Source organism: Bacillus sp. MT94 (genome assembly GCF_058792475.1).
The window spans coordinates 76,547-103,156 of record NZ_JBXAEZ010000004.1 but is presented as its reverse complement, the minus strand read 5'-3'; the positions used below and the strand labels follow the sequence as shown (position 1 = coordinate 103,156).

General features: G+C 37.5%; 27 protein-coding genes and 1 riboswitch. Of the genes, 26 read left to right on the top strand and 1 reads right to left on the bottom strand.

Annotation, left to right across the window (positions count from 1 at the left end):
• The first annotated feature begins 22 nt into the window (after positions 1 to 22).
• From AC1Q51_RS15750 to AC1Q51_RS15705, 10 genes are all read left to right on the top strand, one after another.
• Positions 23 to 2,404 carry a 3-hydroxyacyl-CoA dehydrogenase/enoyl-CoA hydratase family protein gene (locus AC1Q51_RS15750; protein WP_272762795.1) on the top strand — a complete coding sequence of 794 codons (2,382 nt, stop codon included), beginning with the start codon at positions 23 to 25 and terminating at the stop codon, positions 2,402 to 2,404.
• A 21-nt stretch (positions 2,405 to 2,425) separates the two neighbouring features.
• On the top strand, positions 2,426 to 3,598 hold the full coding sequence (locus AC1Q51_RS15745) for an acetyl-CoA C-acetyltransferase (RefSeq protein WP_001206331.1): 1,173 nt from the start codon (positions 2,426 to 2,428) through the stop codon (positions 3,596 to 3,598).
• 266 nt (positions 3,599 to 3,864) lie between these two features.
• Positions 3,865 to 5,649, top strand: a complete 1,785-nt coding sequence (locus AC1Q51_RS15740) for an acyl-CoA dehydrogenase FadE (protein ID WP_000416293.1) — start codon at positions 3,865 to 3,867, stop codon at positions 5,647 to 5,649.
• 138 nt (positions 5,650 to 5,787) lie between these two features.
• Positions 5,788 to 6,510 (top strand): MBL fold metallo-hydrolase, encoded by a 723-nt coding sequence (locus AC1Q51_RS15735; protein ID WP_098365881.1) that lies wholly within the window; start codon positions 5,788 to 5,790, stop codon positions 6,508 to 6,510.
• Positions 6,511 to 6,513: 3 nt separating this feature from the next.
• Positions 6,514 to 7,062 (top strand): WHG domain-containing protein, encoded by a 549-nt coding sequence (locus tag AC1Q51_RS15730; RefSeq protein ID WP_168410380.1) that lies wholly within the window; start codon positions 6,514 to 6,516, stop codon positions 7,060 to 7,062.
• Between the two features lie 465 nt (positions 7,063 to 7,527).
• Positions 7,528 to 8,241: a CPBP family intramembrane glutamic endopeptidase gene (locus tag AC1Q51_RS15725; protein ID WP_001232991.1), complete on the top strand. Its 714-nt coding sequence runs from the start codon at positions 7,528 to 7,530 to the stop codon at positions 8,239 to 8,241.
• 143 nt (positions 8,242 to 8,384) lie between these two features.
• Entirely contained in the window at positions 8,385 to 8,570 is a 186-nt protein-coding gene (locus AC1Q51_RS15720) for a hypothetical protein (protein WP_001180555.1), read from the top strand.
• A 13-nt stretch (positions 8,571 to 8,583) separates the two neighbouring features.
• A complete protein-coding gene (locus tag AC1Q51_RS15715) occupies positions 8,584 to 8,835 on the top strand; it encodes a spore coat protein (RefSeq protein ID WP_001002982.1) in 252 nt (83 codons plus the stop codon).
• A gap of 242 nt (positions 8,836 to 9,077) precedes the next feature.
• On the top strand, positions 9,078 to 10,028 hold the full coding sequence (locus AC1Q51_RS15710; protein WP_046393068.1) for an L-lactate dehydrogenase: 951 nt from the start codon (positions 9,078 to 9,080) through the stop codon (positions 10,026 to 10,028).
• Positions 10,029 to 10,050: 22 nt separating this feature from the next.
• Entirely contained in the window at positions 10,051 to 11,064 is a 1,014-nt protein-coding gene (locus tag AC1Q51_RS15705) for a PTS sugar transporter subunit IIC (RefSeq protein ID WP_000666168.1), read from the top strand.
• A 65-nt stretch (positions 11,065 to 11,129) separates the two neighbouring features.
• On the opposite strand, the gene AC1Q51_RS15700 is transcribed toward AC1Q51_RS15705, so the two are convergent.
• Positions 11,130 to 11,777 (bottom strand): phosphatase PAP2 family protein, encoded by a 648-nt coding sequence (locus AC1Q51_RS15700; protein WP_492331592.1) that lies wholly within the window; start codon positions 11,775 to 11,777, stop codon positions 11,130 to 11,132.
• A gap of 144 nt (positions 11,778 to 11,921) precedes the next feature.
• On the opposite strand from AC1Q51_RS15700, the gene AC1Q51_RS15695 reads away from it, so the two are divergent.
• The 16 genes from AC1Q51_RS15695 (at position 11,922) to AC1Q51_RS15620 (ending at position 26,545) form a co-directional block, all read left to right on the top strand.
• On the top strand, positions 11,922 to 12,449 hold the full coding sequence (locus AC1Q51_RS15695; protein WP_000826910.1) for a hypothetical protein: 528 nt from the start codon (positions 11,922 to 11,924) through the stop codon (positions 12,447 to 12,449).
• Positions 12,450 to 12,943: 494 nt separating this feature from the next.
• Positions 12,944 to 13,309: an arsenate reductase family protein gene (locus tag AC1Q51_RS15690; protein WP_000218968.1), complete on the top strand. Its 366-nt coding sequence runs from the start codon at positions 12,944 to 12,946 to the stop codon at positions 13,307 to 13,309.
• Positions 13,310 to 13,350: 41 nt separating this feature from the next.
• On the top strand, positions 13,351 to 13,734 hold the full coding sequence (gene gcvH, locus AC1Q51_RS15685) for a glycine cleavage system protein GcvH (RefSeq protein ID WP_000026896.1): 384 nt from the start codon (positions 13,351 to 13,353) through the stop codon (positions 13,732 to 13,734).
• Positions 13,735 to 14,224: 490 nt separating this feature from the next.
• Complete coding sequence (locus tag AC1Q51_RS15680; protein WP_000640870.1) at positions 14,225 to 14,569, top strand: toprim domain-containing protein; 345 nt, start codon at positions 14,225 to 14,227, stop codon at positions 14,567 to 14,569.
• Positions 14,570 to 14,572: 3 nt separating this feature from the next.
• Positions 14,573 to 14,881 carry a thioredoxin family protein gene (locus AC1Q51_RS15675; RefSeq protein WP_002025020.1) on the top strand — a complete coding sequence of 103 codons (309 nt, stop codon included), beginning with the start codon at positions 14,573 to 14,575 and terminating at the stop codon, positions 14,879 to 14,881.
• 152 nt (positions 14,882 to 15,033) lie between these two features.
• Positions 15,034 to 15,378, top strand: coding sequence for a hypothetical protein (locus AC1Q51_RS15670; RefSeq protein ID WP_001242140.1), 345 nt, complete (start codon positions 15,034 to 15,036; stop codon positions 15,376 to 15,378).
• Positions 15,379 to 15,503: 125 nt separating this feature from the next.
• A riboswitch (SAM riboswitch) is annotated at positions 15,504 to 15,611 on the top strand.
• 178 nt (positions 15,612 to 15,789) lie between these two features.
• Entirely contained in the window at positions 15,790 to 16,815 is a 1,026-nt protein-coding gene (locus AC1Q51_RS15665; RefSeq protein WP_000601791.1) for a methionine ABC transporter ATP-binding protein, read from the top strand.
• Entirely contained in the window at positions 16,808 to 17,473 is a 666-nt protein-coding gene (locus AC1Q51_RS15660; protein WP_000359401.1) for a methionine ABC transporter permease, read from the top strand. Before AC1Q51_RS15665 ends, AC1Q51_RS15660 begins: the two co-directional genes overlap by 8 nt.
• 22 nt (positions 17,474 to 17,495) lie before the next feature.
• Complete coding sequence (gene metQ, locus AC1Q51_RS15655; RefSeq protein WP_000735080.1) at positions 17,496 to 18,308, top strand: methionine ABC transporter substrate-binding lipoprotein MetQ; 813 nt, start codon at positions 17,496 to 17,498, stop codon at positions 18,306 to 18,308.
• 70 nt (positions 18,309 to 18,378) lie between these two features.
• Positions 18,379 to 19,185: a methionine ABC transporter substrate-binding lipoprotein MetQ gene (gene metQ / locus AC1Q51_RS15650; protein ID WP_000722399.1), complete on the top strand. Its 807-nt coding sequence runs from the start codon at positions 18,379 to 18,381 to the stop codon at positions 19,183 to 19,185.
• Positions 19,186 to 19,423: 238 nt separating this feature from the next.
• A complete protein-coding gene (sufC, locus tag AC1Q51_RS15645) occupies positions 19,424 to 20,209 on the top strand; it encodes a Fe-S cluster assembly ATPase SufC (RefSeq protein WP_000929163.1) in 786 nt (261 codons plus the stop codon).
• Between the two features lie 15 nt (positions 20,210 to 20,224).
• On the top strand, positions 20,225 to 21,517 hold the full coding sequence (gene sufD / locus AC1Q51_RS15640; protein WP_000152173.1) for a Fe-S cluster assembly protein SufD: 1,293 nt from the start codon (positions 20,225 to 20,227) through the stop codon (positions 21,515 to 21,517).
• A complete protein-coding gene (gene sufS / locus AC1Q51_RS15635) occupies positions 21,517 to 22,737 on the top strand; it encodes a cysteine desulfurase SufS (RefSeq protein ID WP_001020767.1) in 1,221 nt (406 codons plus the stop codon). The genes sufD and sufS overlap by 1 nt, the downstream gene beginning before the upstream one ends.
• A complete protein-coding gene (gene sufU / locus AC1Q51_RS15630) occupies positions 22,727 to 23,158 on the top strand; it encodes a Fe-S cluster assembly sulfur transfer protein SufU (protein WP_000009523.1) in 432 nt (143 codons plus the stop codon). Before sufS ends, sufU begins: the two co-directional genes overlap by 11 nt.
• Before the next feature lie 48 nt (positions 23,159 to 23,206).
• Positions 23,207 to 24,604: a Fe-S cluster assembly protein SufB gene (gene sufB / locus AC1Q51_RS15625; RefSeq protein WP_001118824.1), complete on the top strand. Its 1,398-nt coding sequence runs from the start codon at positions 23,207 to 23,209 to the stop codon at positions 24,602 to 24,604.
• A gap of 525 nt (positions 24,605 to 25,129) precedes the next feature.
• Positions 25,130 to 26,545, top strand: a complete 1,416-nt coding sequence (locus AC1Q51_RS15620; protein ID WP_318588182.1) for a bifunctional metallophosphatase/5'-nucleotidase — start codon at positions 25,130 to 25,132, stop codon at positions 26,543 to 26,545.
• The last annotated feature ends 65 nt before the right edge of the window (positions 26,546 to 26,610 follow it).

Sequence of the window (26,610 nt, the reverse complement as noted above, 5' to 3'; positions counted from 1 at the left end):
TCAAGAATAGGGGGAGAATTGGATGTTCCAAATTAAAAAGGCTGCTGTTCTAGGTTCAGGCGTAATGGGTTCGGGAATTGCGGCACACTTAGCTAATATTGGTATTCCGACATTATTGCTTGATATTGTACCACCTGCGCTTACGAAAGAAGAAGAAGCGAAGGGACTTACATTAGAACATAAAAGTGTGAGAAATCGTTTTAGTAATACGGCTGTGCAAAAACTATTAAAGCAAAAACCAGCTCCTCTGACAGTGAAAGGGAATCTAGCACTGATTGAAGCAGGTAACTTAGAAGATGATCTTGAGCGTCTAGCTGATGTAGATTGGATTATTGAAGTAGTAGTTGAAAACTTAGATATTAAAAAGAAATTATTTGAAAAAGTAGACGCTGTTCGTAAACCAGGCTCAATTGTAAGCTCGAATACGTCAGGCATTTCAGTTGAAAAAATGGCAGAAGGTCGTTCAGACGACTTCCAGAAACACTTCTTAGGCACACACTTTTTTAACCCACCACGATATTTAAAACTTCTAGAGGTAATACCGACGAAAGAAACAGATCCACAAGTATTAAGCTTCATGAAACTATTTGGCGAAGACGTTCTTGGAAAAGGCGTTGTTATCGCAAAAGACACACCAAACTTTATTGGAAACCGCATCGGTACGTACGGTTTATTAGTAACTCTTCAAGAGATGATAAAACGCGGCTACAGCATTGGGGAAGTTGATTCTGTAACAGGCCCACTTATTGGTCGTCCGAAGAGCGCAACGTTCCGCACATTAGATGTTGTCGGTTTAGATACATTCGTACACGTTGCAAATAACGTATATGAAAATGTGCAAGAAGAAGAGCGTGATGTATTTAAAGTACCAGCTTTCATGCATGACATGCTTGATAAAAAATGGCTTGGAAGCAAAACAGGTCAAGGCTTCTTCTTAAAACAAGGAAAAGAAATTTTAGAATTAAATCCTGAAACGATGGAATATGAAGCGCGTAAAAAATTAAAAGCTGCATCCGTAGAGTTAAGTAAACAAGAAAAAGGATTAGCGAATAAATTGAAAGCGCTTGTATACGCAAAAGACCGCGCAGGAGAGTTATTATGGAACATCATTACACCAACTCTTTTATACTCTGCAAAACTTCATAAAGAAATTGCTGACGATATCGTTGCAATTGACCAAGCGATGAAGTGGGGCTTCGGCTGGGAGCAAGGACCGTTTGAAGTGTGGGATGCAATCGGCGTTGAAAAATCTGTTCAAAAGATGGAAGAAAACGGCGTAGTTGTTCCTACTTGGGTGAAAGAAATGTTAGAGAAAGGTTTCACTACTTTCTATAAACATGATAACGGCGATAGCTACTATTACGATAATGGCGAATATAAGCTAATCGAGCGTAATAAAAAAGCAATTTCTCTTAAGCAATTAAAAGCGAAAAATGGTGTATTAAAGAAAAATAGCGGAGCGAGCTTAATTGATTTAGGCGACGGCATCCTTTGCTTAGAGTTCCATTCGAAGAGCAATGCAATCGGTATGGATATTACGCAAATGATTAACTACGCTGTTGATGAAGTAGAAAAGAATTATAAAGGTCTTGTTATCGGTAACCAATCGAAGAACTTCTGCGTTGGTGCGAACCTAGCAATGATCTTAATGGAAGCACAAGACGACAATTACTTTGAAATTGAGTTGGTTGTGAAAAACTTCCAAGATGCAATGACGAAAATTAAGTACTCTTCTAAGCCAGTTGTAGCAGCACCATACGGTATGACGCTTGGCGGAGGTACAGAAGTTTGCTTACCAGCAGCTAGCATTCAAGCTTCTAGTGAAACGTATATGGGCTTAGTAGAAGTTGGTGTTGGCTTAATCCCTGGCGGAGGCGGTAATAAAGAGCTATACATTAAACACTTAAATAAAATGCCAAACGGTGTAGAGTTTGATCTGCAAAAAGTTGCGAATAAAGTGTTCGAATCTGTAGCGATGGCGAAAGTTTCTACATCAGCACAAGAAGCTGTATCGAACAACTTCTTAGGCGATAAAGACGGTATTAGTGTGAATGGTGATCACTTACTATATGATGCGAAACAGAAAGCACTTGCTTTATATGAAGCGGGCTATAAAGCACCGATTCGTAAAAAGATACCAGTTGTTGGTGAAACAGGATATGCAACTCTTGTACTTGGTGCAGAAGCAATGCATTTATCAGGTTACATTTCTGAACATGATCTTCACATTGCGAAGAAACTTGCATATGTCATTGCGGGCGGAAAAGTGCCGTACGGAACAGAAGTTGATGAGCAGTATTTATTAGATGTAGAACGTGAAGCATTTATTAGCTTAGTAAGTGAGATGAAATCACAAGCAAGAATGCAGCACATGCTTGTAAAAGGAAAGCCATTACGTAACTAATAACGAGGGGAGATATCGTTCATGAGAGAAGCTGTCATTGTTGCGGGAGCAAGAACACCAATTGGAAAAGCAAAGAGGGGTTCATTAAAAACAGTTCGTCCTGACGATCTAGGGGCGTTAGTAGTAAAGGAAACGTTAAAGCGTGCAAATTATGAAGGACCAATCGATGATTTAATTTTCGGTTGTGCGATGCCAGAAGCAGAACAAGGTTTAAATATGGCTCGTAATATCGGCGGACTAGCAGGACTTTCTTACGATGTTCCAGCTATTACAATTAACCGTTACTGTTCTTCTGGTTTACAAAGTATCGCTTACGGAGCAGAGCGCATTATGCTTGGTCACTCTGAAGCTGTATTATCAGGCGGAGCGGAATCAATGAGTTTAGTTCCAATGATGGGACACGTTGTTCGTCCGAATAGTCGCCTTGTAGAAGCGGCTCCGGAATATTATATGGGTATGGGACATACAGCAGAGCAAGTTGCTGTGAAATATGGAATTTCTCGTGAAGAGCAAGATGCATTTGCAGTAAGAAGTCATCAACGTGCTGCCAAAGCATTAGCGGCAGGAAACTTTGCTGATGAAACAGTATCTGTAGATGTGACGTTACGCTCGGTTGGCTCAAACAATAAACTGCAAGAAGAAACAATCATTTTCGCACAAGATGAAGGTGTAAGAGCAGAGACGACGCTAGACATTTTAGGTAAATTACGTCCAGCATTTAACGTTCGCGGTTCTGTAACAGCTGGTAACTCTTCACAAATGAGTGACGGTGCAGCATCTGTACTATTAATGGATCGTGAAAAAGCAGTGAGCGATGGCATGAAGCCACTTGCGAAATTCCGTTCATTTGCAGTAGCTGGCGTACCACCAGAAGTAATGGGAATCGGCCCAATCGCTGCAATTCCAAAAGCGTTAAAACTAGCTGGCTTAGAGCTATCTGATATTGGCTTATTCGAACTAAATGAAGCATTCGCTTCTCAATCGATTCAAGTTATTCGTGAACTTGGTTTAGATGAAGAAAAAGTAAACGTAAACGGTGGTGCAATCGCACTTGGACATCCACTTGGCTGTACAGGAGCAAAACTAACACTATCTCTTATTCACGAAATGAAACGCCGCAACGAACAATTCGGTATCGTAACAATGTGTATTGGCGGCGGAATGGGAGCAGCGGGAGTGTTTGAATTACTATAAAAAAAGTGGAAGCGGCTTGTTCAGAATGTGAGGGGGATGGAGCTTCAGACGTAGAGGCGCTCTTTGCCTCGTAGGAAGAAGCGAAGCCACCGAACATTCTAGCCGCTGGAACTGGATTATAAAAAAAGTGCAAGCAGTTCGCTCAGAACGAGACGACGCTAAAGCAAAGAATGGAAGCAACAAAGGTTTATAAAAAATAAACGGGAGAGCCAGCTTCTTTCAAAAAGAGAGAAGCTGCTCATGAAAATATGAAGGAGGAAATTTTCATGGAAAAAACAGTAGGAAATGCGGTTAAAGGCGGTAGCTTTTTAGTTGATGAGATTACGATTGATCAAGTGTTTACGCCAGAAGATTTTTCATCTGAGCATAAAATGATTGCAAAAACGACAGAGGACTTTATCGTAAATGAAGTTCTTCCAGAGCTTGAATATTTAGAGCAACATGAATTTGATCGTTCAGTTCGTCTTTTAAAAGAAGCTGGGGAGCTTGGTTTATTAGGCGCTGACGTACCAGAAGAGTACGGCGGAATTGGTCTTGATAAAGTAAGCTCAGCGTTAATCGCAGAGAAATTCTCTCGCGCTGGCGGCTTTGCAATCACTCACGGTGCTCACGTAGGTATCGGATCTTTACCAATCGTATTATTCGGTAACGAAGAGCAAAAGAAAAAGTATTTACCATTACTTGCAACTGGTGAAAAATTAGCTGCATACGCATTAACTGAGCCAGGTTCAGGATCTGACGCATTAGGCGCAAAAACAACTGCACGTTTAAATGCAGAAGGTACACATTATGTATTAAACGGTGAAAAACAGTGGATTACAAACTCTGCATTCGCTGACGTATTCGTTGTATATGCAAAAATTGATGGAGAGCATTTCTCAGCATTTATCGTAGAGAAAGAATACGCTGGTGTATCTACAAGCCCTGAAGAGAAGAAAATGGGTATTAAATGTTCTTCAACTCGTACGTTAATTTTAGAAGATGCGTTAGTACCGAAAGAAAACCTACTTGGTGAAATCGGTAAAGGTCATATTATCGCATTCAACATTTTAAATATCGGTCGTTATAAATTAGGTGTTGGTACAGTTGGATCTGCAAAACGTGCAGTAGAAATTTCAGCACAATATGCAAACCAACGTCAACAGTTCAAGCAACCAATCGCTCGCTTCCCATTAATTCAAGAGAAACTTGCGAATATGGCAGCAAAAACATATGCAGCTGAAAGTTCTGTATATCGTACAGTAGGTTTATTCGAAAGCCGCATGAGCACATTATCTGAAGAAGAAGTAAAAGACGGTAAAGCGGTAGCAGCTTCTATCGCTGAATATGCAATCGAGTGCTCTTTAAACAAAGTATTCGGTTCTGAAGTATTAGACTATACAGTAGATGAAGGTGTTCAAATTCACGGTGGTTACGGATTCATGGCAGAATACGAGATTGAAAGAATGTACCGCGATTCTCGTATTAACCGTATTTTCGAAGGAACGAACGAAATTAACCGCCTAATCGTACCAGGTACGTTCTTACGTAAAGCGATGAAAGGTGAATTACCACTTCTTCAAAAAGCACAAAAATTACAAGAAGAGTTAATGATGATGATGCCAGAAGAAGTAGGCGATGAGCCATTAGCACTTCAAAAATATTTAGTAACTAACGCGAAGAAAATCGGCTTAATGGTAGCTGGATTAGCTGCTCAAAAATACGGTAAAGCATTAGATAAAGAGCAAGAAATTCTTGTGAATATCGCTGACATCGTAAGCAATCTATACGCAATGGAATCAGCTGTTCTTCGTACAGAAAAAGCAATCAAAACAACTGGTCTTGAAAAGAATAAACAAAAAGTGTTATACACTGAAGTATTCTGCCAAGAAGCATTTAACGAGATCGAAGCAGATGCGAAAGAAACACTTATCGCAGTTGAAAACGGCGACATGCTGCGCATGATGTTATCATCATTACGTAAATTAACTCGCCACACACCACTTAACGTAATTCCGAAGAAACGTGAAATCGCTGCGAAAATTTTAGAAGATGAGCGTTACACAGTTTAATATCTTTAAAGAACAGTAGTCGTTTATACGGCTACTGTTCTTTTTTTTGAAAAAAAGAAATTTTTAGTGACATAAAACTAATAGCATTAGTATAATAAAACTAATGGTGTTAGTTTTTGTGAAAAGGGAGATGGGACTATGAGGATGATACATGAAAAAACGTTATATCAATTGTCATTTTTGCCAAGAGCGTTTCCTGTAAATTGTTACTTTGTAGAGGAAGAAGATGGTTTAACTTTAATTGACGCGGCTTTGCCATATAGCGCAAAAGGTATTTTACAGGCGGCTGAGAAAATAGGAAAACCAATTAATAAGATTGTATTAACACATGCGCATGATGATCACATCGGTGCATTAGATGCATTAAAGGAAGTACTTCCTCATGTTCCAGTCCATATTTCTAAGCGGGACGCAAAGCTGTTAGAAGGAGATACGACGTTACAAAAGGATGAACCGAATATACCGATAAAAGGCGGTGTACCTAAAAAAGTAAAAACGGTACCTGATGTTTTATTAGAAGATGGCGACCGAGTTGGATCGCTTCTTGCAATTATGACACCGGGACATACACCAGGATCCATGTCGTTTCTTGATGTACGAAATAAAGCTCTTATTGTTGGGGATGCATTTCAAACAAGAGGAGGTATGGCTGTTTCGGGACAAATGAAATTTTGGTTTCCGTTTCCAGCGATGGCAACGTGGAGCAAAGAAATATCATTACAAAGTGCACAGAAGCTAAGCGAATATGAACCTTCCTTGCTTGCGGCAGGGCACGGAAAAATGATAAAGAATCCAGGGGCCGTCATAGAGCTTTCTATTAAGGAAGCGAAGCGGAATATAGAAAGTAAGAAAGAGGGGTAATTTATGTCACCGAGAATCGGACTTACATTGCAGAAAATTGTAGAAACAGCTGCAGAAATTGCAGATACAAATGGAATACAAGAAGTAACGTTAGCTTCATTAGCGCAAAGGTTAGGGATACGTTCGCCCTCACTATATAATCATGTAAAAGGGTTACAAGATGTACGGAAAAATCTTGGTATTTACGGAATAAAACAGCTGCATAACAAACTGGAAGAAGCGGCCGAGGATAAACAGATGGATGAAGTAATTCATGCATTAGGAGAAGCGTATGTAGCATTTGTCCGAAAACATCCTGGACTATATGAAGCAACTTTTTTACGAGATGAAGAAGTAAGAAAAGCAGGTGACGGAATTGTAAAGCTTTGTCTTCAGGTTTTACAACAGTATGGCTTAGAAGGAGAGAATGCACTTCATGCGACACGCGGATTCAGAAGTATTTGTCATGGATTTGCTTCGATTGAACAGCAAGGCGGATTTGGTTTGCCGTTAGATCTGGATATAAGTTTACATGTATTATTGGAAACGTTTATTAAAGGATTACGTGAATAAGAAGCGAGGCAAACAAAAACCTTAGAAGTGATTCTAAGGTTTTTTAGTGCATATAATTCGAAAAGAGCGGTAGGCTTTTTCTCATTACATGATATTATTTAGCAGGTTTGAAAAATGTGTATATAGCTACGGAAAGGCAAACGAAAATAAAAGCAATAGGATCTTGATATGGACTAGGCTCAGAGCCCTTCTGGATTTCTGTAAGGAAGTCATGTGTTTTCATGTTCATTGCTCCTTTAACTAATAAGTTTTATATGATGCGAGGGTTATGGTGGATATATAAGAAATTTTTGGAATTTCATCTAATAATTATTCTATAGTAATCTAATTCCAAAAACTATATAATACAAAGCTTTCATGATATGTAAAATTGCATATTATTCTTTTTGAAAAATTTGTTATATTATCTATATATTTGTATTAAAGGGTTTTTGTTAAGGTAATGAAAACAAATGGAGGAATAGTATGAGAAAAACAGTATTAGACGCGTATAATGCAGAAAGAGAAGTAGATAACATAACATATAAAAATCTAGTTGTAACGATTGCAAGCATTCTAGGGTTCTCACTCTTAGGGGGATTATTCCTTGCTTTAGCCCTTGGGATTTTTGGAGAAGAGGTATTACGTGCTAATTTAGAGGGATATTATTTACTTCTATTTGATGCAGCTGTTGTTACTATTGTTTTATTTGCGTATAAACCAGTGCTTCATTTTATTAAGAACATATGGGATGTATCTATTTTAAAAAATGGGAAAACCTACTTGTATTTATTAATAGGTTTTATCATCATTGCATTAACTCAGTATGTAATGTTAGAGTTGTTTAGCTTTGAAAGTGCAGAGCAGCAACGAGATCAATTAGGGAGCTTAGGACTTCAAAATAGTCTACAAAGTATTATATATGTGTTAAGTGTTGCTATAATTACACCAATTAAAGAAGAAATTTTATATAGAGGTATTTTGTATCGATTTTTTGAAAAGAAATATAGTTTTCTAGTTGGTATCATTATTTCTTCCTTTATCTTTGGGATTCTTCATGGTGGTTTTCCGGTTACGGCAATGATTATGGGGATTGTATTTGCTATGTTATATAAGAAAACACAATCTATTTTACCTAGCATCATTTTACATATTGTATGGAACCTACTTGTGAGTATAAGTATGATTGTTTCTTTATAAAATTGAATGAATATTTAGCATAAAAGATGAATGGCCTAGCTATTCATCTTTTATTTTGTTTATATGTGCGAAAAGTTGATGAATACAATCCAAAAAGAACCAAATACTAATGATGAATGAACAAAGAAAGGCGGGTATGTTATATGCAAAACTTAACAGAGCTTGAAGTAGAAAACTTACGTCATTTAATTGGTGGACACGCAACAATTATTAACAAGTTGGAGCAGTATGCACAGACGTGTACAGATCCACAACTGAAACAAATGCTACAAAAAGATGCGCAAGATGCACGAAATACGAAACAGCAATTAATGACTTTCCTAGGATAGGAGGAAGAGAAAGATGAATGAAAAAGATATGGTAAATGATTATTTAGCAGGATTGAATGCAAGTTTAACAAGCTATGCAAATTATATTGCTCAGTCTGATAATGAACAGTTACATCAAACGTTAATTCAAATTCGTAATCAAGACGAGGCGCGCCAACGTAATATGTATGAGTACGCAAAGCAAAAGAGTTATTACAAACCGGCAGCACCTGCTAATCCAATGATTGTACAGCAATTAAAAAGTCAATTAAGTGCGGAACAATAGTGAAAAGAAAACGAGCGAATTTATTCGCTCGTTTTCTTTTTGTATATGTCAATAAATACATAATAAATATTTTTCCAGTTGTAACAAATATGACGAAAATGGAATATAACAATTCACAAAAAGGACAAAAACTTTGTTCAATATTTCACAAAGTATCCATGGTTTCTATCGTGAGAACCTCTATAATTAGGAGTGTAAAGAGCAAAAGAAATAGATTATATGATCAATTAGGAGAGATTGCTATGAAAAGACATACAAGAAAAATTGCAATTATCGGTACTGGATTAGTTGGATCAAGTTGTGCGTATTCTATTGTGAATCAAGGTATTTGCGAAGAGCTATTATTAATTGATATAAATCATGAACGTGCAGTTGGGGAAGCAATGGATTTATCACATTGCATTAACTTTACAAATACAAGAACAAAAGTATATGCAGGAAACTATGAAGACTGCAAAGATATGGACATTGTCATTATTACAGCAGGACCAGCACCAAAACCAGGGCAAAGTCGCTTAGATACTTTAGGAGCGAGTGCGAAGATTATGGAAAGTGTTGTTGGTGGCGTAATGGAAAGTGGATTTGATGGTATTTTCTTACTTGCATCGAACCCAGTTGATATTATTACATATCAAGTTTGGAAATTATCTGGATTACCTAGAAATCGCGTAATCGGTACTGGTACATCACTAGATTCTTCTCGCTTAAGAACAATTTTATCTGAAATGCTACATGTAGACCCTCGTAGTATTCATGGGTATTCATTAGGAGAACATGGTGATTCTCAAATGGTTGCTTGGTCTCATGTAACTGTTGGTGGAAAGCCAATTCTGCAAATTTTAGAAGAACAAAAAGAACGATTTGGAGAAATAGATTTAGATGAAATTGTTGAGAAAACTGCAAAAGCTGGCTGGGAAATTTATAAACGTAAAGGAACTACTTATTACGGAATCGGAAACTCTCTAGCGTATATTGCGAGTTCAATCTTTAACGATGATCACCGTGTCATTGCTGTATCAGCCATTTTAGATGGTGAGTACGGTGAATACGATATTTGTACAGGAGTACCAGCTATTATTACTAGAGACGGTATAAGAGAAGTTGTAGAACTCAATTTAACAGAGGATGAAGAATCTCGATTCGCAAAATCAAACGATATTTTACGTGATTATATGAAAACAATTGGTTACTAACTTATAGAAGAAGGTGAAACAAATGAAGGAATATATAATGTCTCGTGTATTTAAAGCATCTGCTGGTATCGCACAAGGTATTTTCGTATCCCTCGGAATTGGTTTACTAATCGAAAATATAGGAAGAATTGTTGATATTCCGTTGCTTATTACAATTGGAGTTGTTGCAAAATCACTTATGGCACCAGCCATTGGTGCTGGAATTGCTTTTATGCTCGGTGCAAATGGTCTTGTAATCTTCTCGGCTATGGTGGCTGGAGCAATTGGTGCCGGATCCATTTCAATTACTGAAGCTGGTCTAATTATTAAAACAGGTGAGCCAATCGGTGCTTTATTAACAGCAACTTTAGCTGTATATATTGGTAAACGTTTAAGCGGAAAAACTGCTTTAGATATGATGCTCGTTCCATTTGCGGCCATATTAGGTTCTGGTTTAGTTGGTATTTGGTTATCTCATAATATTACTCCTGTTTTAAATGCAGTTGGAGCGTTCATTAAAGATAGCTCAGCTGGTAGCCCGTTTATCGCTTCTATCGTCATTGCAGTAGTTTGGGGACTATTACTTATCTCTCCAGCTTCATCAGCTGCGTTAGCGATCGCACTTAGCTTAGACGGTGTTGCAGGTGGTGCAGCTCTTGCCGGATGCGTCGCTCAGTTTATCGGATTCTCTGTCATCTCAGCAAAAGAAAACAATTTAGGTGGCATATTAGCTCAAGCTCTTTGTACTCCGAAAGTACAGTTGCCAAATATCACTAAAAATCCAATGATTCTCGTCCCAACTGTCGTCGCCAGTGCTATAGTTGGTCCGGTATCCGCATTAATTTTCCAACTGGAAGCAGGAAAAGAAATTGCAGGTCTTGGATTAAGTTCTCTTATCGCACCAATTAATTTAATTTCCAGCGAAGGATGGGAAGTTCTCCCGGCCATGGTAATTACTTATATCGTCATTCCAGTAGCTGTTTCTTATATACTTTACATTGCTCTTAAAAAAGCAGGTCGTATTCATTCTGGTGATATGACTGTACCGCAATCTTAAATTGAAAATCTCCTTAATAATAGATAAAAGCAGACTGAGAAGCCACAGTCTGCTTTTTTGTCATGTTACATTCTATGATTTTGTTTTACTGGAACTCTTATTGGTTCTTTGGCCAATAAGAGTTGAACGCCGAAGTAAAGTATGCTTGCAAGTGTCATTCCAGAAACGGCATCTACAAAGGCATGTTGCTTCGTAAATAGCGTTGATAAAATAATAAGTGTACCGAAGAAAGTAAGGATGTAATATTCAAAAGCATGTTGTTCTCTACGCTTAAAGACAGCTAACATAATTACAAATGTAGTAAGAACGTGAATGCTAGGGAAACAGTTTACTGGCTGGTCGATACTATAAATATAGCGAACTAGTTCAGAAAATACATCTGTTCCAACGACAGTCGGACGCGGTACAGTTGTTTGCCAAAAATAATAAATAGAAAAACAAGCAAGTTTTCCAAAAATAACACTACTTAAAGTGACATAATATTGCTTTCGGTCAGCGAAGCAGTAATAAATAAGTGCGCCGTATAAGTATGGAAACCAAAGTAAATAAGGAATAATAAATGCTTTTACAAATGGAATCCAATCATCTACTACAGTTGTAACGTCTACTGCGTGAACAGTCGATTTATTTAATACGTCGTAAAGGGGACTTACGAGTACGAGTAGAAGTATATAACTTAACGGAAGAAAAGATGAAAGTTTAAATTTCTTCATGTTGATCTCCTATGTTTAGTAATGTAAGTAAATTCAATTGATTATAATATAGAAACGTGAATTGGGCTATCGATTTTACTTACATTTTCTTGAATTAACCTTACGTTTTTGTCACTTGACTAAAAAGAAGGGTGAGGGTGCTAAATGAAGCGTTTATCATATTTTTTAGTTTTTATATTGTTATGCCTAGTAGGTGCTGGGTGTGCAAAGAATAACGAAGGAGAAAAATTAGAATATAACGGAAGAGCACTCGTAATTGGAGTTGTTGGAGAAAAGCCGAAAGATACGTTTAGGAATGTAAAGTTTGAAAGTATAAAGTTAGAAGAAATGCAGGAGAAATCAGCAAAAGTTGATGGTTTTTTCGTTATGAAAGAATACTTTAAAGAGGCATCAAAGGAGCAGTATACGGACTTATTTTTATCGTTAAAGAAGCCGGTATTTTTTATTGGTTTGCAAGATAGACCGTATTTAATTTTTACTAACAAGGATTTAGATTATGATAATACCCCAAAGGATAAAACGATGACTTATACGCAAGGGTTTGTAAATATGGGGAACCCTGAAGGGCAATATTGGGGTATGGGATTATATAATGATACTGTTTCCGATCGAAATATTCATAATATGTATATAGTAGTATTTCAAACCATTTCGGATTACTTAAGTCGATGATGAAGGAGCCTGTAAAAAAGGCTTCTTATTTTTTAAAAATAAACGTTTGTTTAAGCTGTATGTTCGGTAGAAAGAAACTCATGTAGTTCAAAGGTTAAGAAAGAAAAATAAGAAATTAATCAAACGTTTGTTTAAGCTGTATGTTCGGTAGGAAGAAATCGATGCAGCTCAAAGGTTAACAAAGAAAAATGGAGAATTAATCAAACGTTTGTTTAAGCTGTATGTTCGGTAGAAAGAAACTCATGTAGTTCAAAGGCTAACAAAGAAAAATAAGAAATTAATCAAACGCTTGTTTAAGATATATGTTTGGTGCAGAATCTAAAAAAATTTATATATTTATTTTTTTCTTAACAAATGGCGGAAAAATAAGAAAAATTCGCAGGATTATTAAAAATTATCACGAAATAAGTAAAAGTTTAGCGAATAATGGTTTGAAATAATAAAACGTTTTCTATATGATAAAGGTAAAGGTTAGTAAAAAAGTAGGTGAATTTATGACAGTAACATTTTATTCATATCCAAAGTGTGGCACATGTCAAAAGGCAAAGAAATGGTTTGAGGCAAACGATGTAGCATATGAGATGATTCATATTGTTGAAAATCCACCATCAAAAGAAGATTTACGTAATTTACATGAAAAAAGTGAATTACCATTAAAAAAATTCTTTAATACAAGTGGAATGCGTTACCGTGAACTTGGTCTGAAAGATAAGTTGAAAGATGCAAGCGAAGACGAAATGTATGAGCTTTTAGCATCTGATGGCATGTTGATCAAACGTCCAATTGTAACAGATGGAACGAATGTAACACTTGGTTTTAACGAAGAGCAGTTTGAAAGTGTGTGGAAAAAGTACCAATAAGGTATTTTTACATAATTAATACATTCACTGGAGGTACAGTCATGAGCATTCCAAATAATTTACGTTACTCTGAAGAACACGAATGGGTAAAAACTGAAGGTAATGAAGTTGTTATCGGTATCACTCACTTTGCACAAGGTGAGCTAGGTGATATCGTATTCGTTGAACTTCCTGAAGTAGGTGCAACAATCGAAGCTGACGAGCCATTCGGAAGCGTAGAATCTGTTAAAACAGTTTCTGAGTTATACGCACCTGTAAGCGGTAAAGTTGTAGCAGTAAACGAAGAATTAAGTGACCAACCAGAACTTGTTAACGAATCTCCATACGAGGGTGCATGGATGGTTAAAGTTGAACTTTCTGATGCAAGCCAAGTTGAGAAGTTATTAACTGCAGAAAAATATGCAGAAATGACAAACCAAGACTAATTATAGTCGACTAAAGGACAGCCTTTGTGCTGTCCTTTTTTATTTTGTGTAAAATAATGAATGTAGAATCATATACTAATTATCGTGTAGGAGAACGTTTTTTGAAAAAACTTTTTCGTTTAATCTTTATGCAGGTCTAGCCGTTTTTGTTTTTCGTTGTCTAGCTCCAGCGACTAGATTGTTCGGTGGCTTCGCTTCTTCCTACAAGGCAAAAAGCGCCTCTACGTCAGAAGCTCCATCCCCCTCACAATCTAAATGAGCCGCTTGCGCTTTTCATTGTCTAGCTCCAACTCCTAGCCCTTCATGTCTAAGAACCTTCTGCACGAGAAGACAAAAAGCGTCTTCTGTACGGAAGAACCTTAGCCAACAGGGCTAAACAGTCGGTTTCGCTTTTCTTTTGCAAAAATAAACAGGAAACAACATGAAAATAACGAATATACTATATACTAAGTTCAAGGTTGTATAGTATATGGTGATCGGGTGATGACATATGATTTATGTGGAAAAAGTCATTATTGTAGAAGGTACATCAGATAGAAGAAAGATTGAATCTATTATTCGTGAACCAGTGGAAATTGTTTGTACAAATGGTACAATTGGTTTGTCGAAAATGGATGAGCTCGTTGATCAGTTTTTTGATAAGGAAGTGTATGTGCTAGTGGATGCTGATGATGCTGGAGAAAAGTTAAGGAAACAATTTCGAAAAGAATTTCCGCAAGCCGAGCATATCTATATTGATCGCTCGTACCGAGAAGTGGCAACTGCGCCATCTACACACTTAGCAAATGTATTATGGGGAGCCGACATTGACGTTTATACAGAATATTTACGGTAAGGAATGATAGAAGTGATCGATTGGACAGGAGCCGAAGCTACAGCCCTAATAGAGAATGAAGAAAAAACAGTGTTATATGTATATACTCCAATGTGTGGAACATGCCAATTAGCAAAAAAGATGTTAACAGTCGTTGAGATGACAATTGAAGGCCTCAAAATTGGGATGTTAGATTTAAATTATGCTCCGCATTTAGCGAAAGAGTATGGGATTGAAAGTGTACCTTGTTTACTTGTTTTTGAAAATGGGACACTGATGAAGAAGATATACGCATTTCATTCGGTTGAATATTTATATACGGAATTAAAGTAGGCGGCAAAATTTTTGCCGCCTCGACATATTTCTTGGGAAATATGTCGAGATGCAGGGTGGATACAGTATTTGTCGAGCGAAAATAACAGGATTGCTCTTTAGTGAGAGGGAATGGTATGTAATAGAAAGTGATATGAAGGATGTGATTTAGGGTGAGATTATATTCTTTGCTTCAATCATTTGTAAATTACGCTAATGGTCAATATCATTTAGAACCACTTTTAAGACAAGAAGAAAAAACTGTTAATTTCCGCTTTAGAGATGAAAGTTGTTCGTTACAAATTTCAAGAGATTATATAGAGCTGGTACATGAGGAAAGAGGAACGGAACAAATCATTTGCTTAGACGAAAAGGATATAGAACAATTGGTGAATGGAAATGTACGATTGCAAATGTTAATGAATGATGGACGTGTACAATATTCAGGAACGTACCGAACGATGTTATTAGTGGAATCGATGTTTCATATATGTAAACCGATGTCAGTAGGTGCTTAAAATTCTGAAGTTTCATTTTTTGCGAAAATTTCTGTTGACATGGTGAGCGTATATTGATACAATTCAATTCATAAAATATAGACAATTTCATAAATTTCAAATCAGACGAAAATTGAATCTGATTTCTCTTATCAAGAGAGGTGGAGGGACTGTGCCCTGTGAAGCCCGGCAACCGTCAACTTATGTTGAAATGGTGCCAATTCCTGCAAAGCGAATGCTTTGAGAGATGAGAGAGAGGGATAATGTTGTTATATACGCATATAAACCTTTCTGCTTCTCTAAAGCAGAAAGGTTTTTTTATTGTTTGAATGTGGAGGACATTCAAATAATAAAAGTAATGATAACAGTGGACTACACGCATTAAAAATAAAAAATTGCGGAGTCGACCTAAACAAAAAAGGGGTGAACATCATGATTCTATTAGAGAATGTAAGGAAAATATATAAGGCGAAAAGCGGTGATGTCACTGCTGTAGATAACGCCAATTTAAAAATAGAAAAAGGCGAAATATTTGGTGTTATCGGATATAGCGGCGCTGGGAAAAGTTCTTTAATCAGATTGTTTAATCAGTTAGAGAAACCGACTTCTGGCCAAATTACAATTGCGAATCGTGTCATATCAGCAATTACAGGAAGTGAACTTCGTAAGGCAAGGCAAGAAATCGGAATGATTTTTCAGCACTTCAACTTACTTTGGTCACGAACTGTACGTGAAAATATAGAGTTTCCACTTGAAATTGCAGGTGTTGATAAAACGAAGAGAAGAAAACGTGTTGATGAATTAATTCATCTTGTTGGATTAGAAGGAAGAGGAGACGCGTACCCATCTCAGCTGAGCGGGGGACAAAAACAACGCGTTGGGATTGCAAGAGCATTAGCTAACAACCCACAAGTACTTTTATGTGATGAAGCAACGTCAGCTCTTGATCCAGAAACGACAGATCAAATTTTGGATTTACTATTAGACATTAATAAGCGCCTTGGTTTAACAATTGTACTCATTACACATGAGATGCACGTAATTCGAAAGATTTGTAATCGAGTGGCGGTAATGGAGAGAGGAAAGATTGTAGAAACGGGTCCAGTACTTGATGTATTCCGTAATCCGAAGCAAGATATTACGAAACGATTTGTACAGCAGTTAACAGATTCTGAAGATACAAATGAAACGATTGAAAGTTTAATTGAAAAATATCCAGATGGAAAAGTGATTCGTTTGCAGTTTATCGGTGAGGCTGTAGAAAGACCAGTGCTTCAACGATTGATGCAACGCAGTGATATAGAAGTTAGCATTTTGCAAGGAAATATCGCACAAACGAATAACGGTTCTTACGGTAGTTTAGTTGTTCATTTAAATGGTGAGGAAACAGCGATCCAGCAAGCAATAGAAGGAATTCATCAAGATCAAGTAGAGCTGGAGGTGATTGCACATGGATAAGTTACTTGCAAATGTTGATTGGAATCAAATGTTAGAAGCAACTGGTGAAACGTTATATATGACGGCAATCGCAGCTCTTGCGACATTTGTTTTAGGACTAATTTTAGGATTGTTACTTTTCATGACAGCGAAAGATAATTTATGGGAAAACAAATCAATTAATACGGTGATTGGAGCATTCGTAAATATATTCCGTTCTATACCGTTCATCATTTTAATTATTTTATTAATCCCATTCACAAAGATTCTTCTTGGAACAATTCTTGGAGCAAGTGCAGCGCTGCCAGCTTTAATTATTGGGGCGGCACCATTCTACGCGAGAATGGTTGAAATCGCACTTCGCGAAATTGATAAAGGTGTAATTGAAGCTTCAAAAGCAATGGGAGCAAAAACAAGCACAATTATTTTAAAAGTATTGATTCCAGAATCGTTACCAGCATTAGTATCTGGTATTACGGTTACAACAATTGCTTTAGTAGGCTATACAGCAATGGCGGGAGTTGTTGGTGCTGGTGGCCTTGGAACACTTGCTTACTTAGAAGGATTCCAAAGGGGAAATAACGATGTAACAATCGTTGCGACAATTTGTGTATTACTAGTTGTATTTTTAATTCAGTGGATTGGTGATAGTTTAACGACTCGAATAGATAAACGATAATAAAAACGGGAGGATGTTTCAAATGAAAAAATTATTACTTACGGCACTTATTTCAACTTCAATTTTTGGTTTAGCTGCTTGTGGCGGGAAAGATAAAGATGAAAAGAAACTCGTTGTTGGTGCTTCTAACGTACCGCACGCTGAAATTTTAGAAAAGGCAAAACCGTTACTTGAGAAAAAAGGAATCGAGTTAGAAATTAAAAAATTCCAAGACTACGTATTACCAAATAAATCGTTAGCGGATAAAGATTTAGATGCAAACTACTTCCAGCACATTCCGTATTTAGAAAAAGAAATTAAAGATAAAAAATATGATTTTGAAATAGCGGGGAAAATTCATTTAGAACCAATTGGTGTATACTCTCAAAAGTATAAGAGCCTAAAAGAACTTCCAGACGGGGCGACAATCATTATGAGTAATTCCGTTACTGACCATGGACGTGGTTTAGCAATTTTACAAAAAGAAGGCATTTTAAAAATTAAAGACGGAGTAGAGCCAGTTAATGCAACTCCAAAAGATATTGCAGATAATCCGAAAAACTTAAAATTTAAAACAGATATCGAGCCTGGTTTATTGCCACAAGTGTATAACAATAAGGAAGGCGATGCTGTTTTAATTAACTCTAACTATGCAATTGATGCGAAATTAAACCCAGAAAAAGATGCAATTGCAATTGAAGGTGATGATTCACCGTACGCAAACATAGTAGCTGTTCGTAAAGGTGATAAAGATAAAAAAGAGATTAAAGAGCTTGTAGAAGTATTGCATTCTAAAGAAATCGAAGACTTTATTAATAAAGAATATAAAGGAGCGGTTGTTCCTGTAAAAGAATAATTGCTGAAAAGGCTGGTGTATGCCAGCCTTTTTTATAACTACATAACTATAGGGGAGAAGGGGACATCATATGAAAAAGATTCTATTGTCAGTTGTTACAGCGCTGTCTGTATTTACATTAGCTGCTTGCGGAGGAAAAGAAGAGAATAAGCTTGTTGTTGGAGCTTCTAACGTGCCGCATGCTGTTATTTTAGAGAAAGCACAGCCAATCTTAGAGAAAAAAGGCATTAAGTTAGAGATTAAAAAGTTCCAGGATTATGTACTGCCAAATAAAGCGTTAGCGGATAAAGAGATTGATGCGAACTACTTCCAGCATATTCCGTATTTAGATAAGGAGATCCAAGAAAAGGGATATAAAATTGTAAACGCAGGAAAAATTCATTTAGAGCCAATGGGTATTTATTCTAAGAAATATAAAAGCTTAAAAGACTTACCAGATGGCGGGACAGTGATTATGAGTAATAACGTAGCGGAGCGAGGCCGTATGTTAGCATTGTTACAAAAAGGCGGCGTGATTAAGCTTAAAGATGGTGTAGATGTGGTTAAGGCGACAGTAAAAGATGTAGTCGAAAATCCGAAAAACTTAAAATTTAAAACAGATGTTGAACCTGGACTTTCACCGAAGTTGTATGAAAATAATGAGGGAGATGCTTTATTCATTAATTCGAACTACGCAATTGATGCAAAATTAAATCCAACGAAGGATGCAATTGCGATTGAAGGAGCAGACTCTCCGTATGCAAACATCATTGCAGTTCGTAAAGGTGATGAGAAGAAAAAAGAAATTAAAGAGCTAGTAGAAGTGTTACATTCAAAAGAAATTCAAGATTTTATTAATAAAGAATATAAAGGTGCTGTACTTCCGGTAAGTGAATAAATATAAGGAAAGGACTGGGAAATTACCAGTCCTTTTTTCTTTATATAAATAAGAAGAAAGGTGTATCATAGAAAGATGTAAAGGAAATACTTATATACATTTGTGAAAAAACGGTTACTTTTTTTCGTCGTTTGCGATATCATTTTATTTGATATAAAATTAGAATGAGAATAAAATGAGAATATGAACGTTTTAGGAATTTTTAAAATGTATATATAGGATTAATGGAGGTATTGAGATGGCTGGTTCTACATTAACGGTTAAAGACTTACACGTATCAATTGACGGCAAAGAAATTTTAAAGGGTGTAAACCTTGAAGTAAAAGGTGGAGAAATCCACGCAATTATGGGACCTAACGGAACAGGTAAATCAACTTTATCTTCTGCAATTATGGGTCACCCAAAGTATGAAGTAACAGAAGGTAGCATCATCATTGACGGTGAAGATGTATTAGAAATGGAAGTAGACGAGCGCGCACAAGCGGGTCTATTCCTAGCAATGCAATATCCAAGTGAAATTAGCGGAGTAACAAACGCTGACTTCTTACGTTCTGCAATTAACGCACGTCGTGAAGAAGGCGATGAAATTTCTCTTATGAAATTTATCCGTACATTAGATAAAAACATGGAATTCCTAGAAATGGATCCAGAAATGGCACAACGTTACTTAAACGAAGGTTTCTCTGGTGGAGAGAAAAAGCGTAACGAAATTCTTCAATTAATGATGATTGAGCCAAAAATCGCAATCTTAGATGAAATCGACTCAGGTCTTGATATCGATGCATTAAAAGTTGTATCTAAAGGTATTAACCAAATGCGCGGCGAAGAGTTCGGTTGCCTAATGATTACGCATTACCAACGCTTATTAAACTACATCACTCCAGACTTCGTTCACGTTATGATGAACGGTCGTATCGTTAAATCTGGTGGCCCTGAGCTTGCACAACGTCTAGAAGCTGAAGGTTACGACTGGATTAAAAAAGAATTAGGTATTGAAGACGAAACAACAGAGCAAGAAGCGTAAGAGAGGAGCATAAACATGACAATCGGTACATTACCTTTCGATCAAGAAACAATCCGTCAACGCGCAAGCGAAGTAAACGAAGCTGCTTGGTTGACTGAGTTCCGCTTACAAGCTCTTGCACAAGCAACAGAACTTCCAATGCCAACGCCTGATAAAACGAAAATTGAAAAATGGGACTTTATCGGAAAAGGCGACGCTGCTAAGCAAGAGCCTGTAAGTTCTTTAACAGAGCTTCCAGAAGCAGTGAAAAACTTAATCGATGAAAATAACAGCGTATTAGTGCAACGTACTGGTACAACTGCGTTCGTTTCTTTAGCAGACGAAGCAAAAGACAAAGGTGTTATTTTCACAGATATCGTAACAGCTGCAACAGAGCATGCTGAATTACTACAAAAGTATTTAATGAAAGACGGAGTGAAAGTAGACGAGCATCGTCTAACTGCACTTCATGCTGCATTAATCAACGGCGGTGCATTCGTATATGTTCCGAAAAACGTTGTTCTTGAAACTCCACTTCAAGCTGTATTCTTAGTAGACGGCGAAGAAGCTAACGTATATAACCACGTATTATTCGTAGCTGATGCGAACAGTACTGCAACTTATGTAGAAAACTATGTTGCAAATGAAAATGCTAAAGGTATTGCAAATATCGTAGCAGAAGTAATTGTGGAACAAGGCGCACAAGTGAAATTCGGTGCGGTTGATCTATTAGCAAAAGACGTAACAACTTACGTTAACCGCCGCGGTGTTGTTGGACGCGACGGCCGCATTGATTGGGCTCTAGGCCTTATGAATGATGGAAACACAATTTCAGAGAACGTTACGAACTTAATGGGCGACGGTTCATATGCTGATACGAAAACAGTAACAATTGGCCGTGGTAACCAAACACAAAACTTTACAACTAAAGTTGTTCACTTCGGTAAACACTCTGAAGGTTGGATTTTAAAACACGGTGTACAAAAAGATAGTGCAACATCTATCTTTAATGGAATTGGTAAGATTGAACACGGTGCATCTAAATCAAATGCACAACAATCTTCTCGCGTTCTTATGCTAGACGAAAAAGCTCGCGGTGATGCGAATCCAATTCTTTTAATTGATGAAGATGATGTTATGGCAGGTCACGCAGCTTCAGTAGGCCGCGTAGATCCGTACCAATTATACTACTTGATGAGCCGTGGTATTCCAAAACGCGAAGCAGAACGTTTAGTCATCCATGGATTCTTAGCACCTGTAGTAAATGAGCTTCCAATTGAAGGAGTAAAAGCACAGCTTGTTGAGGTAATTGAAAGGAAAGTTCGCTAATGAATATTCATGAAATACGCAAACAGTTTCCAATTCTTGATCAAAAAGTGAACGGCAAACAACTTGTTTATTTCGATAGTGCAGCAACTTCTCAAAAACCAATTCAAGTCATTGAAACGTTAGAACGTTACTATAAAGAATATAATTCTAACGTGCATCGCGGTGTTCATACGCTCGGTACGAAAGCTACCGACGCGTATGAAGGTGCACGTGAGAAAGTTCGCAAGTTTATTAACGCGAAATCAATGGAAGAGATTATTTTCACGCGCGGAACGACAACTGCATTAAATACAGTAGCGGCTAGCTATGGCCTTGAAAATGTAAAAGAAGGCGATGAAATCGTTATTTCTTACATGGAACACCATAGTAACATCATTCCGTGGCAACAAGTTGCGAAGAAAACTGGCGCAACTTTGAAATACCTTCCGCTTCAACCAGACGGTACAATTTCTTTAGAAGATGTTCGTCAAACTGTTACACCGAATACAAAAATCGTTTCTATTATGCAAGTATCAAACGTACTTGGAACGATTAACCCTGTAAAAGAAATCGGAGCAATCGCACACGAAAACGGAGCAATTATGGTCGTTGATGGTGCACAAAGTACACCTCACATGAAAGTGGATGTGCAAGATTTAAACTGTGATTTCTACGCATTATCTGCTCATAAGATGTGCGGACCTACAGGTATCGGCGTATTATATGGTAAGAAAGAATTGCTAAACAATATGGAGCCAATTGAATTTGGTGGTGAAATGATTGATTTCGTAGATTTACAAGAATCTACTTGGAAAGAGCTTCCGTGGAAGTTTGAAGCGGGTACACCGATTATCGGTAATGCAATCGGACTTGGTGCGGCAATTGATTTCCTAGAAGAAATCGGTCTTGATAATATTGAAAAGCATGAGCATGAATTAGCGCAATACGCTTTAGAAAGACTATCAGAAGTAGATGGCGTTACAATTTATGGTCCAAAGCATCGCGCTGGTCTTGTTACATTTAATATTGAAGACGTACATCCTCACGATGTAGCGACTGTATTAGATGTAGAAGGCATTGCAGTTCGCGCAGGACATCACTGTGCACAACCGCTTATGAAGTGGCTAAAAGCTTCTTCAACAGCACGTGCGAGCTTCTATTTATATAATACAAAAGAAGAAATTGATACATTTGTTGAATCGCTAATCAAGACAAAGGAGTATTTCACAAATGTCATTTAATAATTTAGATACGTTATATCGTCAAGTTATTATGGATCATTACAAAAATCCTCGTAACCATGGCGTGTTAGAAGATAGTGTTACCGTTAACTTGAACAATCCAACTTGCGGCGATCGTATTCAACTTACGATGAAAGTAGAAGAAGGTATTGTGCAAGAGGCGAAGTTTGAAGGCGAAGGATGTTCAATCTCAATGTCTTCAGCTTCAATGATGACACAAGCAGTAAAAGGTAAGAAAATTGAAGAAGCACTTCAGCTTTCGAAAATTTTCTCTGACATGATGCTAGGAAAAGAGTACGATGACAGCATCGATTTAGGAGATATTGAAGCATTACAAGGCGTATGCAAGTTCCCTGCACGTATTAAATGTGCAACATTAGCGTGGAAAGCGTTAGAAAAGGGCTTAAACGAAGATAAGTAATGTTAAAGGTTCCTAAAAATGAGGTTATCTAAGGAGGGACACACCAACATGGCGAAGCAACTGCCAGATATCGGCGATTACAAATATGGTTTCAAAGACAAAGACGTTTCGATTTTCCGTGCTGGACGCGGTTTAACAAAAGAGATCGTTGAAGAGATTTCACGTATGAAAGAAGAACCACAGTGGATGTTAGACTTCCGTTTAAAATCACTGGATAAGTTCTATGAAATGCCAATGCCACAATGGGGCGGCGACTTAAACGACTTAGATTTCGATGAAATTACGTACTACGTAAAACCATCTGAGAAATCTGAGAAGTCTTGGGATGAAGTACCTGATGAAATTAAAGCAACATTTGATAAATTAGGTATTCCAGAAGCTGAGCAAAAATATTTAGCTGGTGTATCTGCACAGTACGAATCTGAAGTTGTATACCACAACATGAAAGAAGACCTAGAAGCTCTAGGAATCGTCTTCAAAGATACAGATAGCGCATTAAAAGAGAACGAAGATATTTTCCGTGAGCATTTCGGAAAAGTAATTCCACCAACAGACAACAAATTCTCTGCATTAAACTCTGCAGTTTGGTCTGGTGGATCATTCATCTACGTTCCAAAAGGTATTAAAGTTGATACACCACTTCAAGCGTATTTCCGTATTAACTCTGAAAATATGGGACAATTCGAGCGTACGCTTATCATCGTAGACGAAGGCGCACACGTACACTACGTAGAAGGTTGTACAGCACCTGTTTACACTACTAACTCACTTCACAGTGCGGTAGTAGAAATCATCATTAAAAAAGATGCGTATTGCCGTTATACAACAATCCAAAACTGGGCGAACAACGTATACAACCTAGTTACAAAACGTGCGGTTTGTGAAGAAAACGCAACGATGGAATGGATTGATGGTAACATCGGTTCTAAATTAACGATGAAATACCCAGCAGTTATCTTAAAAGGCGAAGGCGCTCGCGGTTTAACATTATCAATCGCGATTGCTGGTAAAGGCCAACACCAAGATGCTGGTGCGAAAATGATTCACTTAGCACCAAACACGTCTTCAACAATCGTTTCTAAATCGATTGCGAAGCATGGTGGTAAAGTAACTTACCGTGGTATCGTACACTTCGGACCAAAAGCGAAAAACTCTCGCTCTAACATCGAGTGTGACACGTTAATCATGGATAACCAATCTACATCTGATACAATTCCTTACAACGAAATCAAAAACGATTACGTTTCACTTGAGCACGAAGCGAAAGTATCGAAAGTATCAGAAGAACAATTATTCTACCTAATGAGCCGTGGTATTTCTGAGCAAGAAGCTACAGAAATGATCGTAATGGGCTTCATCGAGCCATTCACTCGCGAACTTCCAATGGAATACGCAGTTGAAATGAACCGTCTAATCAAGTTTGAGATGGAAGGTTCTATTGGTTAATAGATAAAGTAGAAGCGCCCTGCTGTGCAGGGCGCTTTTTTGTTTTGCGGATTTGTCTTGGCTTGGGAGATGATACCCGGGTGGGTGTTCAGCTAAATATATCAACGATTTTTCAAATATATCGATCATAAACGGGAATATATCAACGATTATTTCAATATATCAACGTTTCGACAAGGAATATCGATTTGTCGACAAGATAAGACAAAAGAAAATCCTCACATACCCCAAACATTTTATAAGAACAGAGAACGACTAGGTTTAAGACAAAGATACTGACAAATCCACTTGAACAACCACCCACTGAATTCTCTATTAAACTTTTTGACAAATCCACCCCTCCCTCCACTATCTGGAATTCTTTCCTGCATTAGCAAAAGTTTCTCATATGAAAAGGACAATCTTTTGCTTTTTCTCACAATGCGAGTACAATGTAAAATAGCAAGAAAAGACGAAAAGTATTTACAGGATTATTGTGTGCGCATAGCGTAAATGGCAGTAAGGAACTGAGAGGAGGTTTTTTCTCTGAATACAAATAAAGAAACAATCATCCACCTTTATCATACAAACGATATACATAGTCATTTTGAAAATTGGCCGCAAATTTCTCGGTTTGTTCTAGGGGAGAAAAAGCGAAGACAGGAAGCGGGAGAGACTGTTTTGACGGTTGATATCGGTGATCATGTGGATCGTTTTCATAGTATTTCGGAAGCGACAAATGGCCTTGGGAATACGAAGCTTTTAAATGAGGCGTTATATGATTATGTAACGATCGGAAATAATGAAGGCATTACGTTAGCGAAGGAGCATTTGAATCGTCTATATGATGATGCTGGATTTGAGGTGCTCGTTGCGAATTTATTTAAAAAAGAAGGGGTACGTCCAGCGTGGGCGAAGCCTTATAAATTACATACGACGACAGATGGGATTATCATTGCTTTTATCGGATTAACGGTAGCTTATCCAGAGTTTTATCATATGCTCGATTGGCATATTGAAGATCCGCTTATCCATTTAGAGTCTATTTTAGAAGAAGTGAAAGATGAGGCGCATATTACCGTTGTCCTATCTCACCTTGGAAAAAGTATGGATGAGTATATGGCAGAGCATTATGATATAGATGTTATTTTAGGTGCACATACGCATCATTTATTTGAGCGTGGTGTTCTACTGAACAATACTTTACTTTGCTGTTGTGAAAAGTGGGGACGTTACGTTGGCCACGTTCAGCTTACTGTGGATAAAGAGACGAAGAAGCTGTTGAAAAAGGACGGTAGAGCGATTAAGACGGAACGGTTAGGTGCTTATAGCGAGCCGTTATCCACAATTGAAATACTGCAGGAAGAAAGTAATCATATAATGGCAGAGCCTGTCGTTCATTTAAAAGAGTCATTACCGGTTGATTGGTTTCAGGAGACGCCGTTTTCTCATATGTTAGCAAGTGCGCTGAAAACATGGTGCGATGCAGAGATTGGCATGGTGAACGCCGGTGTACTTCTTGAAGGGCTAGAAGAGGGTGTTGTAACGCGCGGAGATATTCACAGAATTTGTCCACATCCAATTAATCCGTGTGCTTTGAAAGTTCCAGGAAAGATATTAAGAGAAGTTATTTTGAAAGCACGTAAACCGAACATGGAGAATCTTGAGGTGAAAGGATTCGGATTTCGGGGGAAAGTGATGGGGAAAATGATTTATGCTGGTGTAGAAGTCATTCCAGATACGATTCCTGGCAATAAAATTTTATTAGAAGATGTATTGATTAACGGCGAATCGCTGGAGTTAGACCGTATATATACGGTAGGAACAATCGATATGTTTACGTTTGGATACTTATACCCAGAGCTATCCACACTTTCTGGCAAACAATATTATATGCCAGAACTACTTAGAGATGTGTTAACGGATATGTTAATAACTCATACAACTTCCGTTAAACTATAGGCTAGTTAACTTGTAACACTCATTTTTCTCTTGTCATACAGATAAGAAAGAGAGGAGTGTGAACT

Bases quoted from the DNA above. Each gene is read 5' to 3' on its own strand.
- sufS (WP_001020767.1), top strand. From the start codon at position 21,517: ATGAATATTCATGAAATACGCAAACAGTTTCCAATTCTTGATCAAAAA.
- metQ (WP_000722399.1), top strand. From the start codon at position 18,379: ATGAAAAAGATTCTATTGTCAGTTGTTACAGCGCTGTCTGTATTTACA.
- AC1Q51_RS15730 (WP_168410380.1), top strand. From the start codon at position 6,514: ATGTCACCGAGAATCGGACTTACATTGCAGAAAATTGTAGAAACAGCT.
- AC1Q51_RS15750 (WP_272762795.1), top strand. From the start codon at position 23: ATGTTCCAAATTAAAAAGGCTGCTGTTCTAGGTTCAGGCGTAATGGGT.
- AC1Q51_RS15720 (WP_001180555.1), top strand. From the start codon at position 8,385: ATGCAAAACTTAACAGAGCTTGAAGTAGAAAACTTACGTCATTTAATT.
- AC1Q51_RS15725 (WP_001232991.1), top strand. From the start codon at position 7,528: ATGAGAAAAACAGTATTAGACGCGTATAATGCAGAAAGAGAAGTAGAT.
- AC1Q51_RS15710 (WP_046393068.1), top strand. From the start codon at position 9,078: ATGAAAAGACATACAAGAAAAATTGCAATTATCGGTACTGGATTAGTT.
- sufB (WP_001118824.1), top strand. From the start codon at position 23,207: ATGGCGAAGCAACTGCCAGATATCGGCGATTACAAATATGGTTTCAAA.
- AC1Q51_RS15680 (WP_000640870.1), top strand. From the start codon at position 14,225: ATGATTTATGTGGAAAAAGTCATTATTGTAGAAGGTACATCAGATAGA.
- AC1Q51_RS15665 (WP_000601791.1), top strand. From the start codon at position 15,790: ATGATTCTATTAGAGAATGTAAGGAAAATATATAAGGCGAAAAGCGGT.
- AC1Q51_RS15705 (WP_000666168.1), top strand. From the start codon at position 10,051: ATGAAGGAATATATAATGTCTCGTGTATTTAAAGCATCTGCTGGTATC.
- AC1Q51_RS15740 (WP_000416293.1), top strand. From the start codon at position 3,865: ATGGAAAAAACAGTAGGAAATGCGGTTAAAGGCGGTAGCTTTTTAGTT.
- AC1Q51_RS15745 (WP_001206331.1), top strand. From the start codon at position 2,426: ATGAGAGAAGCTGTCATTGTTGCGGGAGCAAGAACACCAATTGGAAAA.
- AC1Q51_RS15675 (WP_002025020.1), top strand. From the start codon at position 14,573: ATGATAGAAGTGATCGATTGGACAGGAGCCGAAGCTACAGCCCTAATA.
- AC1Q51_RS15660 (WP_000359401.1), top strand. From the start codon at position 16,808: ATGGATAAGTTACTTGCAAATGTTGATTGGAATCAAATGTTAGAAGCA.
- metQ (WP_000735080.1), top strand. From the start codon at position 17,496: ATGAAAAAATTATTACTTACGGCACTTATTTCAACTTCAATTTTTGGT.
- sufD (WP_000152173.1), top strand. From the start codon at position 20,225: ATGACAATCGGTACATTACCTTTCGATCAAGAAACAATCCGTCAACGC.
- AC1Q51_RS15695 (WP_000826910.1), top strand. From the start codon at position 11,922: ATGAAGCGTTTATCATATTTTTTAGTTTTTATATTGTTATGCCTAGTA.
- AC1Q51_RS15715 (WP_001002982.1), top strand. From the start codon at position 8,584: ATGAATGAAAAAGATATGGTAAATGATTATTTAGCAGGATTGAATGCA.
- sufC (WP_000929163.1), top strand. From the start codon at position 19,424: ATGGCTGGTTCTACATTAACGGTTAAAGACTTACACGTATCAATTGAC.
- AC1Q51_RS15690 (WP_000218968.1), top strand. From the start codon at position 12,944: ATGACAGTAACATTTTATTCATATCCAAAGTGTGGCACATGTCAAAAG.
- AC1Q51_RS15700 (WP_492331592.1), bottom strand. From the start codon at position 11,777: ATGAAGAAATTTAAACTTTCATCTTTTCTTCCGTTAAGTTATATACTT.
- sufU (WP_000009523.1), top strand. From the start codon at position 22,727: ATGTCATTTAATAATTTAGATACGTTATATCGTCAAGTTATTATGGAT.
- AC1Q51_RS15735 (WP_098365881.1), top strand. From the start codon at position 5,788: ATGAGGATGATACATGAAAAAACGTTATATCAATTGTCATTTTTGCCA.
- gcvH (WP_000026896.1), top strand. From the start codon at position 13,351: ATGAGCATTCCAAATAATTTACGTTACTCTGAAGAACACGAATGGGTA.